The sequence below is a fragment of the Streptomyces sp. NBC_01571 genome, from assembly GCF_026339875.1.
Classification (GTDB): domain Bacteria; phylum Actinomycetota; class Actinomycetes; order Streptomycetales; family Streptomycetaceae; genus Streptomyces.
Map to the genome: position 1 here is coordinate 8990120 of NZ_JAPEPZ010000001.1, position 17034 is coordinate 9007153.

Consider the following 17034-nt stretch of genomic DNA (forward strand, 5'->3'; position numbering starts at 1 on the left):
CATGACCGCATCGTCCGTATACGCCGACTACGCGACCGGTGAGCCGGTCGCCGACGGCAAGGCCCCGCAGGGCCCGGTCAACGAGCGCTGGGACACCCGCCGCTTCGAGGCCAGACTGGTCAACCCCGCCAACCGCCGCAAGCACCGGGTGATCGTCGTCGGCACCGGCCTCGCCGGCGGTTCCGCCGGCGCCACGCTCGCCGAACAGGGCTACCACGTCGTCCAGTTCTGCTACCAGGACTCACCCCGCCGGGCCCACTCGATCGCCGCCCAGGGCGGCATCAACGCGGCCAAGAACTACCGCAACGACGGCGACTCCGTCCACCGGCTGTTCTACGACACCGTCAAGGGCGGGGACTTCAGGGCCCGCGAGTCCAACGTCCACCGGCTCGCCCAGATCTCCGTCGAGATCATCGACCAGTGCGTCGCCCAGGGCGTGCCCTTCGCCCGTGAGTACGGCGGCCTGCTCGACACCCGCTCCTTCGGCGGCGTCCAGGTCTCCCGCACCTTCTACGCCCGCGGCCAGACCGGCCAGCAACTGCTGCTCGGCGCATACCAGGCACTGTCCCGCCAGATCGCCGCGGGCACCGTCGAGATGCACCCGCGCACCGAGATGCTCGACCTCATCGTGGTCGACGGCCGGGCACGCGGGATCGTGGCCCGCGACCTGGTCACGGGCCGTGTCGACACCTACTACGCGGACGCGGTGGTCCTGGCCAGCGGCGGATACGGCAACGTCTTCTACCTCTCGACGAACGCCATGAACTCCAACGCCACCGCGATCTGGCGGGCCCACCGGCGCGGCGCCTACTTCGCCAACCCCTGCTTCACCCAGATCCACCCCACCTGCATCCCGCGCACCGGCGACCACCAGTCGAAGCTGACGCTGATGAGCGAGTCGCTCCGCAACGACGGCCGCATCTGGGTCCCCAGGGCCGCCGGGGACACCCGCCCGCCGAACGAGATCCCCGAGGACGAGCGCGACTACTACCTGGAGCGCATCTACCCGTCCTTCGGCAACCTGGTGCCCCGCGACATCGCCTCCCGCGCCGCGAAGAACGTCTGCGACGAGGGCAGGGGAGTGGGACCCGGCGGCCAGGGCGTCTACCTGGACTTCGCCGACGCCATCCGGCGCATGGGCAAGGCGAAGGTCGAGGAGAAGTACGGCAACCTCTTCGACATGTACGCCCGGATCACCGCCGAGGACCCGTACACCGTCCCGATGCGGATCTACCCGGCCGTGCACTACACGATGGGCGGACTCTGGGTCGACTACGACCTCCAGACCACCATCCCCGGCCTGTTCGCCATCGGCGAGGCCAACTTCTCCGACCACGGGGCCAACCGCCTCGGCGCCTCGGCGCTGATGCAGGGCCTCGCCGACGGCTACTTCGTCCTGCCCTCCACGATCAACGACTACCTCGCCCGCAACCCGCACCACGAGGAGGTCACCGACGAACACCCCGCCGTGCAGGAGGTGCTGACGGAGACCGAGGACCGGCTGCGGCTGCTCCTCGCCGTCGACGGCGACCGCACCCCCGACTCCTTCCACCGTGAACTCGGCGAACTCATGTGGGAGTTCTGCGGCATGGCCCGTACGGAGACGGGACTGCGCAAGGCCCTGGAGCGCATCCCGCAGATCCGCGAGGAGTTCTGGCGGCGCATCAAGGTCCCCGGCACGGGCGAAGAGTTCAACCAGTCGCTGGAGAAGGCCAATCGCGTCGTCGACTACCTGGAGCTCGCCGAACTCATGTGCCTCGACGCACTGCACCGGGCGGAGTCCTGCGGCGGCCACTTCCGTGAGGAGTCCCAGACCCCGGACGGCGAGGCGGAGCGCCGGGACGAGGAGTTCTCGTACGCGGCCGCCTGGGAGTTCACCGACACCGGTGCCGCACCCGTCCTGCACAAGGAAGACCTCGTCTTCGAGTACGTCCACCCCACCCAGCGGAGCTACGCATGAAGCTCACCCTGCGCGTCTGGCGCCAGAAGAACGCCGACGCCGACGGAGCGATGTCCACGTACGAGGTGGACGACATCTCGGCCGACATGTCCTTCCTGGAGATGCTCGACACCCTCAACGAGGAGCTCATCCTCAAGGGCGAGGACCCCGTCGCCTTCGACCACGACTGCCGCGAGGGCATCTGCGGCGCGTGCTCGCTCGTCATCAACGGCGACGCCCACGGCCCCGAGCGCACGACGTCCTGCCAACTGCACATGCGGTCCTTCCAGGACGGCGACACGATCGACGTCGAGCCCTGGCGCGCCGCCGCCTTCCCCGTCGTGAAGGATCTCGTGGTCGACCGGTCGGCCTTCGACCGGATCATCCAGGCCGGCGGCTACGTCACCGCCCCGACCGGCGCCGCGCCCGAGGCCCACGCCACACCCGTGCCGAAACCGGACGCCGACTTCGCCTTCGAGCACGCCGAGTGCATCGGCTGCGGGGCGTGCGTGGCGGCCTGCCCGAACGGCGCGGCGATGCTGTTCACCTCCGCGAAGATCAACCACCTGAACGTGCTGCCGCAGGGGGCACCCGAACGCGAGACACGGGTGCTCGACATGGTGGCGCAGATGGACGAGGAGGGATTCGGCGGCTGCACCCTCGCCGGGGAGTGCGCCACCGCCTGCCCCAAGGGCATCCCGCTGGTCTCCATCACCAGCATGAACAAGGAGTGGCTGCGCGCCACCCGCAAGGCCGGACGGCGCTGACGCCGAGGCCACTTGTTCACGGAGCGTTCGCCGGACCGGTGCGGACGGGCGGGGCCGGGAGTGGTGCTCATCCCCGGCCCCGTCTCGCACACGGGGGCAGCCCCTGGCATTCAACATCCCCACATCCCGGCTCCTGGCACAGGTCACGCGCACGCCAACCGGTATCGGAAGAACAGGAGCGCGCGGACCGCACCGAAACGGCCCGCCGCCTCACCGCCGAACCGGCCCGTGACCAGGAGAGTGCCATGACCGGCGTTTCCACCCTCGACAGCCCCCCGCAGCCGCTGGCCCCCACCCGCTACACCGTCTCCCTCGCTCGCTCCGAGGAGGACGTCCGGGCCGCCCAGCGGCTGCGCCACGACGTCTTCGCGGGGGAGATGGGCGCCCTGCTGACCACTCCGCAGCCGGGCCTCGACATCGACTCCTTCGACGCCTACTGCGACCACCTGCTGGTCCGCGACACGCAGACGGACCAGGTCGTCGGAACCTACCGGCTGCTGCCGCCGGACCGGGCCGCGGTCGCCGGCCGGCTCTACTCGGAGAGCGAGTTCGAACTCGGCCCGCTCGACGCGATCCGCCCCGGACTCGTCGAGGTCGGCCGCTCCTGCGTGCACCCCGACCACCGCGACGGCGCGGTCATCGGCCTCATCTGGGCCGGCATAGCCCGGTACATGGTCGACGGCGGGCACGAGTGGCTCGCGGGCTGCTGCTCGATCCCGCTCGCCGACGGCGGCGCGCTCGCGGCGGGCACCTGGGACCGGGTGCAGGCCAAGTACCTCGCGCCCGAGGAGTACCGGGTACGGCCCCGGCTGCCCTGGTCCGCCGAGGGCGTCGCCCGCCCGTCCCGCACCGAGCTGCCCCCGCTGCTGCGCGGCTACCTCCGGCTCGGCGCCTGGGTCTGCGCCGAACCCGCGCACGACCCGGACTTCGGCGTCGCCGACCTGTACGTGCTGCTGTCGATGCGGCGGGTCGACCCGCGCTATCTGCGGCACTTCCTCTCGCTCGTACCGGCCTGATGACGCTCACCGACGCCGGGGTACGGAGCGTCTGGCTGCCCAGCGCGCCCTGCACCCCGGGGGTCTGCGTGGAACGCACGGGATCCGTCGCGGCCGTACCGCGGGCCGTGCTGCGGCTCACCGCGGTCGTCGTCCTGCTCGTCGTCGGCGTCGTGCTCTGCCCGGTCGGCGGACGGATCCCGTCCCGGGTGGTGCGGACCTGGGCCCGCGGCGTCGCCCGGGCGGCGGGCGTCCAGGTCCGGATCGACGGCGCCGCCGCACCCAGCGGCGGTCTCCTGATGGTCGCCAACCACATCTCGTGGCTGGACATCCCGCTGCTCGCCGCCGTCCGGCCGGCCAGGATGCTCGCCAAGTCCGAGATCCGGCAGTGGCCGGTCGCGGGTCCACTGGCCGCGCGCGGCGGTGTCCTGTTCATCGAGCGTGACCGGCTGCGCGCCCTGCCGGGCACGGTCGCGCACATCGCCGGGCTGCTGCGTGACGGTGCCGCCGTCGTGGCCTTCCCCGAGGGCAGCACCTGGTGCGGCAGGGCGCAGGGGCACTTCCGACGGGCCGTCTTCCAAGCCGCGCTGGACGCCGGGGTGCCGGTCCAGCCGGTGCGTCTGCACTACCGGCTCGCCCGGGGGGCGGCGAGCACCACGCCCGCCTTCGTCGGGGACGACTCCCTGCTCGCCTCGCTGTGGCGGGTGGTCTCGGCGCGCGGGCTGGTCGCCGAGGTGGAGGTGCGGCCCGCGCTCATGCCGGGCAGCCACGCCGACCGCCGGGACCTGGCCCGCGCGGCGCAGGGAGACCCGCATCCCCGGGAGGCCCTCGCGCGGACACCCCTCCACCTCTGACGTGGCGTCACGGACCGGGGCGTACGCTCCGGACAGGTACCCGGGAGCGTACGGTCCCGCCGGACGGCCGCCGCCACCGCGCCGGGCGGAGTGGAGACGAGGCCCGGCTGAGCGTGGTGCAGGACCGTGCTCGGCCGGGCGCGGTCACCGCCCTCCGCGGCGGGCTTCGGCCGACGGCCGCAAACCTTCGCTTCGGTGCCCCGAGTGTTCAGGGGATGCGTATGGTCACCGACTTCCCGGGTTCGAGGGCGATCTGCCGACGGAACCCGCCGGCCCGCAGTTCGGTGCGTGTGCCGCCGACGCTGCGGATCGTGACCGTGGTCGCCTTGCCGTTCCGCCAGGAGAAGTCCACCTCGAAGCCGCCCCGGGCGCCGATTCCGGTGACGGAGCCCTTCGTCGACCAGGCCTGCGGCAACGCGGGCAGCAGTTCGACGACTCCTGGGCGTGAGTAGAGGACCATCTCCAGGGCCGCGGTGGGGCCGCCGAGGTTGGCGTCGATCTGGAAGATCGTGTAGCTGCCCTGGCTGTACATGTCGAACCAGTTGGCCGAGGTGCCGTTGCCGTTGTTCATCGACGGCCGCAGGACGGTGAGGTAGAGCTGGTACGCCTTCTCCGCGTCCTTCAGCCGTGACCAGCACAGCGATCGCCAGGCGCAGGCCCAGCCGAAGCTGTCCATGCCTCTCGCGGTGAGCAGTTTGCGTACGCCGTCGATGAGTTCGGGAGGGCTGGTGTCGGCGGCGATCCGGTCGCCGGGGTAGAACCCGATGAGGGGCGACAGATGGCGGTGTGTGGTCTCACCGAGGTTGTCCGGGCTCATCCACTCCTCGAGCCAGCCGCTCTTCGGGCTGACCCGGGGGAGGTAGAGATTGTCCCGCATCCCGTCGAGTTCTGAGGCGAGTTGTCCGTCGCGGTTCAGGACACGGGCCGCGGTCGTGAACTCGCCGAAGAGTTCCCAGGCCAGTTCCTGCGCGTACGTGTTGCCCTTGCCGTCCGGTCCGTGCTCCGGCGACCAGGCGGTGTCGTCGACCAGGACCTCGCGCGAGGAACCGTCCGGGTCGGTGACCGTGGTCGTGAGGAGCCGTGCCCTCCAGAACTCCGCGGCTCCCTTGAGGACGGGGTAGATGGTCTCCAGGTACGCGCGGTCCTGGGTGTACTCGTAGTGGCGCCACAGCGAATTGCAGAGCCAGGCGTTGCCCGAGGGATGCCAGGCCCAGCCGCTGCCGCCGTGGATGTTGGTCGAGAAGGCGATGGCCCAGCCCGCGATCTTCCCGGTGCTGTTGCGGAAGCGGTTGTCGGGGTTGTTGTAGAGCCGGTGGGTGACGTCCGTCCAGACGGGCAGCTGGGACCGGCAGTACCGGGCGAGGGCCTCGGCGTTCTCGCCCAGCCCGGCCGGATCGGCCAGCCAGTAGTTCATCTGGACGTTGATGTCCGTGTGGTAATCGGCGTACCAGTCCGGGTTGTTGTTGTGGATCCACAGGCCCTGGAGGTTCATGGGCAGCCAGTCCCTGGAACCGGTGATGGTCAGGTAGCGGCCGTACTGGACGTAGGCCGCCTCCAGTTCCGGGTCCGGGGTGGAGGCGTCGGTGTGTCTGACGGCGATGCGCGACCAGGAGTCCAGCGACCGTTGCACCGCGGAGGACGCGCCCAGGTCGAGGGAGAAGCGGTCGTAGAGGCGCCGGTAGTCGGCCACGTGCGTGGCGAGCAGCGTGGTGCCGGGGACCTTCGCCGCGGCGGAGACCTTGCCGCGGGCCACGGCGAGCGGGTCGGTGGCCGGTTCGCGGAAGTCCTTGCCGGCGTCCGCCGAGTAGTCGGTGCCCGCGCACACGACGATGAGCAGTTCGCGGCACCCGGAGAAGGACAGCTTGTCGCCGTCCGCGCGGATGGTGCCCGTGCTGCTGACCGCTCTCACCGAAGCCGCGTACCGCAGGCCGTTCTTGAAGGTGCCGGCGAACGAGAGTTGGCGGTCGCCGTACGAGGTGGACTCGCCGTGGGTGCCTTCCAGCGAGACGGTGCCGGTGTGGCTCCCGTCTCCGGTGAGTCTGATGACCACGACGTCGTCCGGATGGCTGGCGTAGACCTCCCGGCGGAAGCGGACTCCCTGGTGTCGGTAGGCCGCGGACACGACGCCGTTGCTCAGGTCGAGGCTGCGTCTGTAGTCGCTGATCGTGTGGGCCGTGTGGTCCGGCAGCGTGACGCGGAGCTTGGCCAGCAGGCCGAAGCTGCCGAAATCATCGGGCCCGTAGGGGAGTTGGCCGTCATCGGTGGGGGTGTCGTTGCGTCCGCCGGTCCAGAACGAGCCGTCGGTGAGGTAGAGGAAGTCGTCCGCCGGGTCGCAGCCGACCAGGGCGCCGAGCCGGCCGTTGCCCAGCGGCAGTGCCTCCTGAATGGCGTGTGACTCGGCGGCGGGCGTGCGATACCAGAGGGTGGTCGCCTCGGCTTCCGGGACGAGGGTCACGTGGGCCGGGCGCTCGGGAGCGGCGTGGGCGGCGAACGGCGGCAGGCCGGCGAAGACCGCGAGACCGCCACCGGCGGCCCCGGTGAGGCGAAGGAAGTCACGACGGGAGGAAGAGGGCACGGCACAGGGTCCCTTCAGCGGGAGGCACGCAAGATTAATTCATAAAATATGAGCCACGTCTTTGCCGCGTCAACGGGCGCGTGCGCCATTGCTCCTATCTATCGGGGGAGGCAATCGCTCCAGAAGGGATTTTTGCGGGTAAAGCGCGACCACTCATCCGATGAAAGTGGCCGGCCGAAGCCCTATCGGCCCTGCCCGGGACGGCCCTGGTGGTGGCCCTCCCGCCCCGACGGGACGGCCAGTGCGCGGGCGAGATAGGGGGCTGTCGTGCTCCCCTCCGCCCTCGCGACCTCGACGGGCGGCCCCACCGCCACGATCCGGCCGCCGGCCTCCCCGCCGCCCGGCCCCAGGTCGATCACCCAGTCCGCGCCCGCGACCACCGCCATGGTGTGTTCGACGACCACGACGGTGTGTCCCGCGTCCACCAGCCCGTGCAACTGGCGCGTCAGCACCTCGGCATCGGCCGGATGCAGCCCGGCCGTCGGTTCGTCGAGGAGGTAGAGCGTGTGCCCCCGGCGGACCCGCTGCAACTCGCCGGCCAGCTTGATGCGCTGGGCCTCGCCGCCGGACAACTCCGTGGCGGGCTGGCCGAGCCGAAGGTAGCCGAGGCCCACGTCGAGGAGCGTGGTGAGACTCCGGACGGCGGCGGGGGTGTCGCCGAAGAACTCCGCGGCGGTCTCCACCGTCATGTCCAGCACCTGCGCGATGTTCCGTCCGCGGTGGGTCACTTCGAGGGTCTCGGGGTTGTAGCGGGCCCCGCCGCAGTCCGGGCACGGCGCGTACGTGCTCGGCAGGAAGAGCAGCTCGACACTCACGAACCCCTCGCCCTGGCAGGTCTCGCAACGACCGCCGGCGACGTTGAAGGAGAAACGCCCGACCCCGTACTTCCGCTCGCGTGCTTCCTCGGTCCCGGCGAACACCTTGCGTACGACGTCGAAGAGTCCCGTGTACGTGGCCAGATTGGAGCGCGGGGTCCGCCCGATGGGCCGTTGGTCGACCGAGACGAGCCGTCCGACCCCTTCCAGCTCCTCGGTCACCTCACCGATGAGTGTGGACTTGCCGGAACCGGACACGCCCGTCACGGCGGTGAACACGCCGAGCGGGATCTCGGCCGTCACCCCCCGCAGGTTGTGCCGGTGCACCGGCCCGACCTTCAACTGTCCGTGCGGGGAGCGGACTTCACGCACCGGCGCGGGCGAGTGGCCGAAGAGGAAGCGGGCCGTGGCCGACTCCTCGACCCCGGCGAGCTCCGCCACCGGACCGCTGTGCAGCACCCGGCCGCCGTGCTCGCCCGCCCGCGGACCGACGTCGACGAGCCAGTCCGCGGCGCGCACGACGTCGAGGTGGTGCTCCACCACGAACACCGAATTGCCCGCCGACTTCAGCCGGTCCAGGACCGTGAGCAGGGCCTCCGTGTCGGCCGGGTGCAGACCGGCGGACGGCTCGTCGAGGACGTAGACCACTCCGAACAGACCGGATCGCAACTGCGTGGCCAGCCGCAGCCGTTGCAGCTCTCCCGTGGAGAGGGTGGGGGTGGCGCGGTCGAGGCTGAGATATCCGAGGCCGAGCTCGACGACGGGGGCGATACGCGCCCTGAGGTCGTCCGTGAGCACCCGGGCCGTCTCCCCCTCGGGGCGCAGCGTCCCCGCCAGCTCGGTCAGCGGCAGCGCGGCCAGCTCGGCGATCGTCCGCCCGGCGAAGGTCACCGCCAGCGCCTCGGGGCGCAGCCGGCTGCCGCCGCACACCGGGCACGGGGCGCTGCTGAGGAACCGCTCGGCCCTGGCCCGCAGGGTCGTGCTCTTCGAGTCCGAGAAGGTCTTCATGACATAGCGCCGGGCGCTCATGTAGGTGCCCTGGTAAGGGCGTTGGATGCGCTCCGCGTCCCGCACCGGATGTACGGTGACGACCGGCTGCTCGTCGGTGAACAGGATCCACTCCCGCTCCCCGGATGGCAGTTCGCGCCACGGACGGTCCACGTCGTGGCCCAGCGCGTCCAGCACGTCGCGGAGGTTCTTGCCCTGCCAGGCGCCGGGCCACGCGGCGATCGCGCCCGCGCGGATCGACAGCGAGGGATCCGGCACCAGCAACTCCTCGCTCGTACCGTGGACCCGGCCGAGCCCGTGGCACTCCGGGCAGGCTCCGACCGCCGTGTTCGGCGAGAAGGCGTCCGAGTCGAGGCGTTCGGCGCCGGCCGGATAGTCACCGGCGCGGGAGAACAGCATCCGCAGGGAGTTCGAGAGGTGGGTGACCGTGCCGACGGACGAGCGCGAGGTGGGCGCCGAACGGCGCTGCTGGAGCGAGACGGCGGGCGGCAGCCCGGTGATGTCCCCGACCTTCGGGGCGCCGACCTGGTGGATCAGTCGCCGCGCGTACGGCGCGACCGACTCGAAGTAGCGCCGCTGGGCCTCCGCGTAGATCGTCCCGAACGCCAGCGAGGACTTGCCCGAGCCCGAGACACCCGTGAAGACGGCGAGGACGTCCCGCGGGATGTCGACGTCCACACCGCGCAGGTTGTGCTCACGGGCGTTCCGCACACGGACGTACGGGTCGTGGGGGCCGTGCGGATCGGGCATCGACGGGACTCCTGAGGCGGTCTGCGACCTGGGGGTGGACGGGGAGGGGGCAAACCACACCATTCTAGGCCGGGAGGAGTCCCGCGATCCGGGCGAGCCCGCGGAAGGAGTCCAACAGGGCCTCCCGGTCGTAGGTGCTGGTCGTGACGAGCACCTCCTGCGCGCCGGTCTCCTTGATCACCGCCGCCAGCTCCTCGGCGACCTGCTCCTCGGTCCCCGCGAGCCCGCCGGTGAGCCCGGACTCGTAGAGGTCCCGCTCCTTGCCGGTCATCACCAGGCCCTCGACGCGCTCGGCGGGCGGCAGCGGCGGGAAGGTGCCGTGCGTGCGGGAGTACGCCGTCGACCAGGCCTCCGGGATCAGGATCCGGTGCGCGTCCCGTGACGTCGCCGCGACCACCACCGTGCCGGAGACCACGACGTACGGCTCGCGCGCCCACGCGGACGGACGGAACGCCGCGCGGTAGCGATCGATCCCGCGCCGCATCCTCTCCCGGTTCTTGAGGTCACCGATGACCAGCGGGAGGCCCGCCCGTGCCGCGATGTCCGCGCCCTCGCCCAGGGCGAGCACGAAGGGCGGCACCGTCAGGCCCTCCGGGGGACGCGCGTGCACCCCGGTCGGGGACGTGCCGCGGAACCAGCCCAGCAACTCGTCGAGCTGGGCCGCGAAGTCGGCGGACTCGGCCGCGTCCTTGTCCCGTCCCAGCGCCCTGCGCACCCCGGGCGTGAACCCGACGGAGCGGCCCAGGCCCATGTCGATCCGGCCGGGGAAGAGGGCCTCCAGCACACCGAACTGCTCGGCCACGACCAAGGGTTGGTGGTTCGGCAGCATCACTCCTCCGGTGCCGACCCGGATGGTCCGGGTGGCGGCGGCCACCGCGGCGGCCAGCACCGTCGGGGCGGACCCGGCGACGCCGGGCACGCCGTGATGCTCCGAGACCCAGAACCGGTGGTAGCCGAGCCGCTCGAGCTCCTGGGCCAGGCGGACGGTGTCGCGCAGCGCCTCGGCGGCGTCGTGCCCCTCGCGGGTACGGGAGCGGTCGAGGACGGAGAAGCGCACGCCCGCCCCGGCCGGACCCTCCTCCCGCGAGACGCCCGGCCGCTCCTGGCCGTGCGCCACCGCCCCGGAGGGGACGGCTCCTGCCCCGGTGCCGGTCTCGCTCTTCTCGGTCGTCACTGTGCTCACTCTCCACTGCGGTTTCCATGATCCGCCCGCTCTCCTGGACGGGCAAGGCAAGGCTGATCTCCGCGGTGTGCGTCGGTTCGTGAACCACCACGGCTTCTGGTCCAACACCGATGCCGCCGCAGTGTTTCCGGGGTGCTACCGACGGTAACAACACGGGTGTCGCAGCCACACCAGCGGCGTCTCCCGCACCTCACGTACCCCCTACGGAAGGCAGCCCATGGAGAATTCTGTGTCCCCCACCGTGATCAGCAGACGCCGGGCCCTGACGGCGGCGGGCGGAGTGCTGGCCGGTGCCGCCCTCGCGGCGCACGCGGTACCCGCCTTCGCGGCCGGGTCGTCGGACGCGGACGCGATCGTCGTCGGCGGCGGGCTCGCCGGGCTGGTCGCGACGGCCGAACTGGCCGCCGCGGGCCGCAAGGTACTGCTTCTGGACCAGGAACCCGAGACCAACCTGGGCGGACAGGCCTTCTGGTCCTTCGGCGGTCTCTTCCTGGTCGACTCCGACGAGCAGCGTCTGATGGGCATCAAGGACTCCCAGGAACTGGCGTGGCAGGACTGGCTCGGGGCGGCCGGATTCGACCGCGGCGTCGCAGACCCGACCGGCCAGGACCACTGGGGCCGCAAGTGGGCCGAGGCGTACGTGGACTTCGCCTCGGGGGAGAAGCGGTCCTGGCTCTACGGGCTGGGCGTGCGGTGGTTCCCGATCGTGGGCTGGGCGGAGCGCGGCGGCGGGCTCGCGGACGGGCACGGGAACTCGGTACCCCGCTTCCATGTCACCTGGGGAACCGGTCCCGCCGTGGTCGAGCCGTTCGAGAAGCGGGTACGGGCCGCGGTCGCGGACGGGAAGGTGACCTTCAGGTTCCGGCACCGCGTCGACGAGATCGTGCGCACCGGCGGCACCGTGACGGGGGTCCGGGGCGCGGTCCTCGAACCGAGCACCGCGGCGCGCGGCAAGGCCAGTTCGCGCACGGTGGTCGGAGACTTCGAACTCCGCGCTCCGGTCGTGATCGTCACCTCGGGAGGCATCGGCGCCAACCACGACCTCGTGCGGCAGAACTGGCCGGCCCGGCTCGGCACCCCACCCAAGTTCATGGTCACCGGTGTGCCGGCCCACGTGGACGGCCGGATGCTCGGGATCACCGAGGCGGCGGGCGGGCGCATCGTCAACCCCGACCGCATGTGGCACTACACGGAGGGTCTCAGGAACTACGACCCGATCTGGGCCAACCACGGCATCCGTATCCTGCCGGGACCGTCGTCGATGTGGTTCGACGCCACCGGCAAACGCTTCTCCGCCCCCGACCTCCCCGGCTACGACACCCTCCACACGCTCAAGTCGATCACCGACACGGGCTATGACTACTCCTGGTTCGTGACCACGCAGAAGATCATCGCGAAGGAGTTCGCGCTCTCCGGCTCGGAGCAGAACCCGGACCTCACCAACAAGGACGTCTGGATGCTGCTCTCGCGCATCTGGCAGACCCCCGAGCCGATCGAGAAGTTCAAGAAGAACGGGGTCGACTTCGTCGTCGCCGCCACGCTGTCCGAACTGGTCACCGGCATGAACAAGCTGACCGGTGACGGACTGATCGATCTCACCGACCTCAAGCGGCAGATCGACGCGCGGGACCGGGAGATCGACAACCCCTACACCAAGGACGTCCAGGTGATGGGGATCCGCAACGCGCTCGCCTACACCGGGGACTCGCTCAGCCGCACCGCGCCGATCCACAAGATCCTGGACGCCGGCGCCGGCCCGCTGATCGCCGTACGGCTCAACATCCTCACCCGCAAGACCCTGGGCGGTCTGCAGACGGATCTCTCCGGCCGCGTCCTGGACGCCGGCGGCACCGCGATTCCCGGTCTGTACGCGGCCGGTGAGGTCGCGGGATTCGGCGGCGGGGGAGTGCACGGATACCGCTCGCTGGAAGGCACCTTCCTGGGTGGCTGCCTGTTCTCCGGACGACAGGCGGGACGGGCGGCGGCCGCCGCGATCTGAAACCCGGCTTACGGATCGCCGGAGGCGACCTACCGGCGGTCCGTACGCCGGCCCGCCGCCGGTCCACCGGCGATCCCTACGTCGGCCCGCCGCCGGTCCCGTGCCCGCCGTCGACCTGCCGGCGGCCAGTATGGAGCTCCGCCGCCTGTCCGTACGCCAGCCTGCAGCCGGTCCCGTGCCCGCTGTCGACCTGTCGGCGGCCGGTATGGCGGTCCACCGCCTGTCCGCCGCCTGTCCGCCGCCGGTCCGCGACCGACTCGCCGCCGGTCCGTCCGGCGGTCTGGACGTCGAGGGCGGGTCGGCCGCGGGTCGGCGTACAAAACGCCACACGCACCGCCGCAGGACCGGTCCGCGAGGCGTTCTGTGCGCCGGTCCGTCCGGCAGTCCGCGCGGCGGTCTGGACGTGGTGTCTCCGGCGTCCCGTGCGCGGGCCCGTCCGGCGGTCCGCGCGGCGGTGTCTCCCACAGTTCCTACACGGTCGGTCCGGTCCGGCGTGTTCCGGAGGCGGATCTCGTGGACCGGGGGCGCGCGCGGGTGCGCGGAGCGCGGGGCGCCACGTCCATGCGGCCGATCGGCGGTGGCTGTGCGACTAAGGGAACCGCGATCGGGAAATGGCATTCCCGGAGCCCTTGCCGCCGGCTCGCACGGACGCGGCGGCAGGAACGGCTCCACCCCCACGAAACGCAGGAGTGCCCATGCAGTACGTGAAGCTCGGTTCGACGGGACTGGACGTGTCCCGGATCTGCCTCGGCTGCATGAGTTTCGGGGTGCCCGGCCGGGGGACCCACGAGTGGACCCTCGACGACGAGGCGTCCCGCCCGCTGATCCGCCGGGCACTGGAGGCCGGCATCACCTTCTTCGACACGGCGAACGTCTACTCCGACGGCACCAGCGAGGAGATCGTCGGCCGCGCGCTCGCGGAGTTCGCCCGCCGCGACGAGATCGTCATCGCCACCAAGGTCAACGGCGCGATGCACGAGGGCCCCAACGCGCGCGGTCTGTCCCGCAAGGCCGTCATGACAGAGATCGACAACAGTCTGCGCAGGCTGGGCACCGACTACGTGGACCTCTACCAGATCCACCGCTTCGATCCCGCCACGCCCGTCGAGGAGACGATGGAGGCCCTGCACGACGTCGTGAAGGCGGGCAAGGCCCGTTACATCGGGGCGAGTTCGATGTACGCCTGGGAGTTCTCCAAGGCGCAGTACACGGCCCTGCTGCACGGCTGGACGCGGTTCGTGTCGATGCAGAACCACTACAACCTCCTCTACCGCGAGGAGGAGCGCGAGATGCTGCCGCTCTGCGCGGACCAGGGCGTCGGCGTGCTGCCCTGGAGCCCGCTCGCGCGAGGCCGTCTCACCCGCGCCTGGGACGTCACCACCGAGCGCAGCAGGACCGACGAGTTCGGCAGGAAGCTCTACCAGGAGGGTGACCGGGACATCGTCGACGCGGTCGGCCGGATCGCCGCCGAGCGTGACGTCCCGCGCGCCCGGATCGCCCTCGCCTGGCTGCTGCGCGGCAGCACCGTGACCGCTCCCATCATCGGCGCCACGAGGGCGGGGCACGTCGACGACGCGGTGGCCGCCCTCGACGTGGAACTCACCGAGAAGGAGGTAGAGGAACTGGAACGGCCGTACACGCCCCGGGCGATCAGCGGTCACTGATCCACGGGCCCGATCCGTTCGCCACGCAAATCTCTCATCGGGCAAAAGTAATGCGCACATGAGCGGCTCCGGGTGGCTGGTGAATCCGGTGCCGCCGTCGCAAACAGGCGGACGACGGATATTGGGAGCGCTCCCAATAGAGGGCGGCCTATGCGCGGCCAACACCGCCGGTCGACCGGGTGAAGGTCCTTCCCGCCTGGGGGCCTCGCGAGGCTGGTGCCGCGCACGGCGCCCCAGGGGAAGGCCGGGGGATTTCTGTTTTTCTTTTGCGGACGCTTCTATTGACGTTTCGTCAATCCCGGTCGCGCCAGGTGGAATGCGGAAAACGAGAGGATCGCTTGTTTCGGCAAGGTCCGCTGTGCAAAGGTGTGCCTTGTTGGCGTGCAGACAATATTTACTTCCTTCTGTGCGTGCACGGTGTGGCCGCCCGCCTGCTTCCTGAGAGCCTTCGAAGTGGGTGTTTGCGGCGACACGGTCCCCCCATGGGCAGCCCCTCGCCTGACCCGGCGAGCCGCCTGCCTATTGGTATGGACTAATTCATGCGTTGCCTTTGGGAGGAAAGCGGACGTGAATGACCCCGCCCTGTCTCAGTCCCCGGAATCCGCTCGCTTGTTCGAGATATCGGATGAGCGACTGGCGGCCGAACTGAAGATGAGCTCGGGGAACACGCCCGCGCACCACCCCGTCGGCGAACTCCTCGACCGCCACTGGGAAGCGGTCTTCGGCTACGCGCGGCTGTGCACCAACGGCGTGCGTCCCGCCGGAATCCTCACCACGGGGGCATTCACCCGACTGTTCGGCGAATCCCTGCGGCAGACCGGACCGACGGCGGCCTGGCGGCCGCAGCTGCTCGTCACCGTGCGCCGCATGACCGCCGAATGGCTCGCGGACCAGCGGCGGGAATCGCTCCACCCCGAGCTGCTGGCCGGTCCGGACGGCGAGGAGCGCGTCGTGGCGCGGCTCCTTCCGCCGGAGGGCAGGCGACTGCTGTCCCGCGCGTTCCAGCGACTTCCGGAGGCAGGTCGTTGCCTGCTCTGGCACGCCGAGGTCGAGTCCGAACAACTGGCCCTGCCCGCAGCGCTGTTGGGCATCCGCGAGGACGCCGCCCTCGTCGAGCTGGCACGGGCCCGTGAACGCCTGCGTGAGGGCTGCCTGGAGATCCATCGCGAACTGGCCCCCGAGGAGGAGTGCCGCCAGTACCACCGCATGCTGGACGTGTCGCTGCGGCGCGGCGGTGACGACCTCGACCCCGATCTGCGCCGGCACATGGGCCGCTGCCGCCACTGCCGTTACACCGCCGACCAGTTGAACCATTTCAACGGCGAACTCGCCCTGCCACTGGCCGAGTCCGTACTCGGCTGGGGTGCCGAGGCCTATCTCGCCTCCCGTCCCGGACGCGCCGTCGCGATCGTGGAGGTGACGGGCGACGCGCCCGGCGACTCCGGCGTTCACGCCGCCCCTCATTTCCCCGGCGACGCTCCGCTCCCGCCGAGCCGGCCGCCGCGAGTGGCGCCGCGCGGCCAGTCGGCCACCGACTCGCGCCGGGCGACGCACAAGGCACCCCGGCGTTCGCCCGGCCGCCGCAACATCGCGCTGGCCGCACTGACCGCGAGCGGCCTGATCCTGGTCCCGCTGGCCCTGTGGGCGGCCCAGGGCTCGGACGGCACCGCCGAGAACGCCGGGCCTACTGGCAGGCCGAGTTCGGGCCCCGTCAAGGCACCCGGTGCGAAGCCGTCCTGGATAGGCGACACGTCGAACGGCACCGTGCGTGGCCGGTTGCGCAACCTCAAGACCGGGCTGTGTGTCGGCATCGTCGGCGAGAGGCTCGTGAAGGGGGCCGAGACGGCACTCACCTCGTGCTCCTCCGCCGCTGCGCAGGAATGGTCGTACGAGGCGGACGGGGTGCTGCGCGACGTCGCCGACCCGGGCCTGTGTCTCGACTCCCACCTCGGCTACTCGATCCAACTGGCGCCCTGCACCGGAGAGTCCGGCTCGACCGGCAAGAACGTGCGCTACGACTTCACCCTTCAGGGGGAGCTGGTGCCCCGAGGCAACCAGGACCTGGCCCTCACCCCCGCCGCCACCAACGGCACGGGAGCCCTGGTCCTCAAGCTCCGCAAGGACCAGGCCGTCCAGCACTGGACCCTGGACACCTCGTCGCCCTCGCTCCAGATGGCGGCGGTGAACTGGGACGCCGACGGATCGGCCACCGCGCCCGTGACCCGGGAACCCACCGGGGCCTCGCGGTCGGGTACGCCGAACGGCGCGCCCGGCCCCTCGGCCGGGCCGTCGACGTCCGCGGGCGACCCCTCCGCCCCGAGTCCCACGTCGTCCTGCTCCCCGTACGACTGCCCGCCGGCGAACAGCCAGTACGACAACCCGGGATACGGCGACGGCGACTCCTGGGGGAACGGCGGCTACGGATACGGCGGTTACGGCGGCTACGGGTCCGGAGGCGGCTGGGGCGGCCGTCACTGACGCCGTT

At 71.1% G+C, this 17034-nt stretch carries 10 protein-coding genes; 7 read left to right on the forward strand and 3 right to left on the reverse strand.

The annotated features are described in order from the left end of the window. Window position 1 precedes the first annotated feature (1 nt). The 4 genes from OHB41_RS40200 (at window position 2) to OHB41_RS40215 (ending at window position 4555) form a co-directional block, all read left to right on the forward strand. Window positions 2-1960: a fumarate reductase/succinate dehydrogenase flavoprotein subunit gene (locus OHB41_RS40200; RefSeq protein ID WP_266704577.1), complete on the forward strand. Its 1959-nt coding sequence runs from the start codon at window positions 2-4 to the stop codon at window positions 1958-1960. Next, window positions 1957-2706, forward strand: coding sequence for a succinate dehydrogenase/fumarate reductase iron-sulfur subunit (locus OHB41_RS40205; protein WP_266704579.1), 750 nt, complete (start codon window positions 1957-1959; stop codon window positions 2704-2706). The genes OHB41_RS40200 and OHB41_RS40205 overlap by 4 nt, the downstream gene beginning before the upstream one ends. A gap of 245 nt (window positions 2707-2951) precedes the next feature. Next, complete coding sequence (locus OHB41_RS40210; protein ID WP_266704581.1) at window positions 2952-3722, forward strand: GNAT family N-acetyltransferase; 771 nt, start codon at window positions 2952-2954, stop codon at window positions 3720-3722. Beyond that, window positions 3722-4555 carry a lysophospholipid acyltransferase family protein gene (locus OHB41_RS40215; RefSeq protein ID WP_266704583.1) on the forward strand — a complete coding sequence of 278 codons (834 nt, stop codon included), beginning with the start codon at window positions 3722-3724 and terminating at the stop codon, window positions 4553-4555. The genes OHB41_RS40210 and OHB41_RS40215 overlap by 1 nt, the downstream gene beginning before the upstream one ends. A 208-nt stretch (window positions 4556-4763) precedes the next feature. Here OHB41_RS40215 and OHB41_RS40220 read toward each other — a convergent pair whose 3' ends face one another. The 3 genes from OHB41_RS40220 to OHB41_RS40230 all read right to left on the reverse strand — a co-directional run bounded on the left by OHB41_RS40220 (window position 4764) and on the right by OHB41_RS40230 (window position 10760). Further along, window positions 4764-7130, reverse strand: a complete 2367-nt coding sequence (locus OHB41_RS40220; protein ID WP_266704585.1) for a glycoside hydrolase family 95 protein — start codon at window positions 7128-7130, stop codon at window positions 4764-4766. Window positions 7131-7312: 182 nt separating this feature from the next. Beyond that, window positions 7313-9703, reverse strand: a complete 2391-nt coding sequence (locus OHB41_RS40225; protein ID WP_266704587.1) for an ATP-binding cassette domain-containing protein — start codon at window positions 9701-9703, stop codon at window positions 7313-7315. 64 nt (window positions 9704-9767) lie between these two features. After that, window positions 9768-10760 (reverse strand): MsnO8 family LLM class oxidoreductase, encoded by a 993-nt coding sequence (locus tag OHB41_RS40230; RefSeq protein WP_266706499.1) that lies wholly within the window; start codon window positions 10758-10760, stop codon window positions 9768-9770. Between the two features lie 343 nt (window positions 10761-11103). Between OHB41_RS40230 and OHB41_RS40235 the strand changes: the two genes are divergently transcribed. From OHB41_RS40235 to OHB41_RS40245, 3 genes are all read left to right on the forward strand, one after another. Further along, on the forward strand, window positions 11104-12885 hold the full coding sequence (locus OHB41_RS40235) for an FAD-binding dehydrogenase (protein WP_266704589.1): 1782 nt from the start codon (window positions 11104-11106) through the stop codon (window positions 12883-12885). 695 nt (window positions 12886-13580) lie between these two features. Next, entirely contained in the window at window positions 13581-14549 is a 969-nt protein-coding gene (locus OHB41_RS40240) for an aldo/keto reductase (RefSeq protein ID WP_266704591.1), read from the forward strand. A gap of 609 nt (window positions 14550-15158) precedes the next feature. After that, complete coding sequence (locus OHB41_RS40245; RefSeq protein WP_323138436.1) at window positions 15159-17027, forward strand: ricin-type beta-trefoil lectin domain protein; 1869 nt, start codon at window positions 15159-15161, stop codon at window positions 17025-17027. The last annotated feature ends 7 nt before the right edge of the window (window positions 17028-17034 follow it).

Coding starts and splice junctions, on each gene's coding strand:
- OHB41_RS40200 (WP_266704577.1), top strand. CDS start 2: ATGACCGCATCGTCCGTATACGCCGACTACGCGACCGGTGAGCCGGTC.
- OHB41_RS40205 (WP_266704579.1), top strand. CDS start 1,957: ATGAAGCTCACCCTGCGCGTCTGGCGCCAGAAGAACGCCGACGCCGAC.
- OHB41_RS40210 (WP_266704581.1), top strand. CDS start 2,952: ATGACCGGCGTTTCCACCCTCGACAGCCCCCCGCAGCCGCTGGCCCCC.
- OHB41_RS40215 (WP_266704583.1), top strand. CDS start 3,722: ATGACGCTCACCGACGCCGGGGTACGGAGCGTCTGGCTGCCCAGCGCG.
- OHB41_RS40225 (WP_266704587.1), bottom strand. CDS start 9,703: ATGCCCGATCCGCACGGCCCCCACGACCCGTACGTCCGTGTGCGGAAC.
- OHB41_RS40235 (WP_266704589.1), top strand. CDS start 11,104: ATGGAGAATTCTGTGTCCCCCACCGTGATCAGCAGACGCCGGGCCCTG.
- OHB41_RS40240 (WP_266704591.1), top strand. CDS start 13,581: ATGCAGTACGTGAAGCTCGGTTCGACGGGACTGGACGTGTCCCGGATC.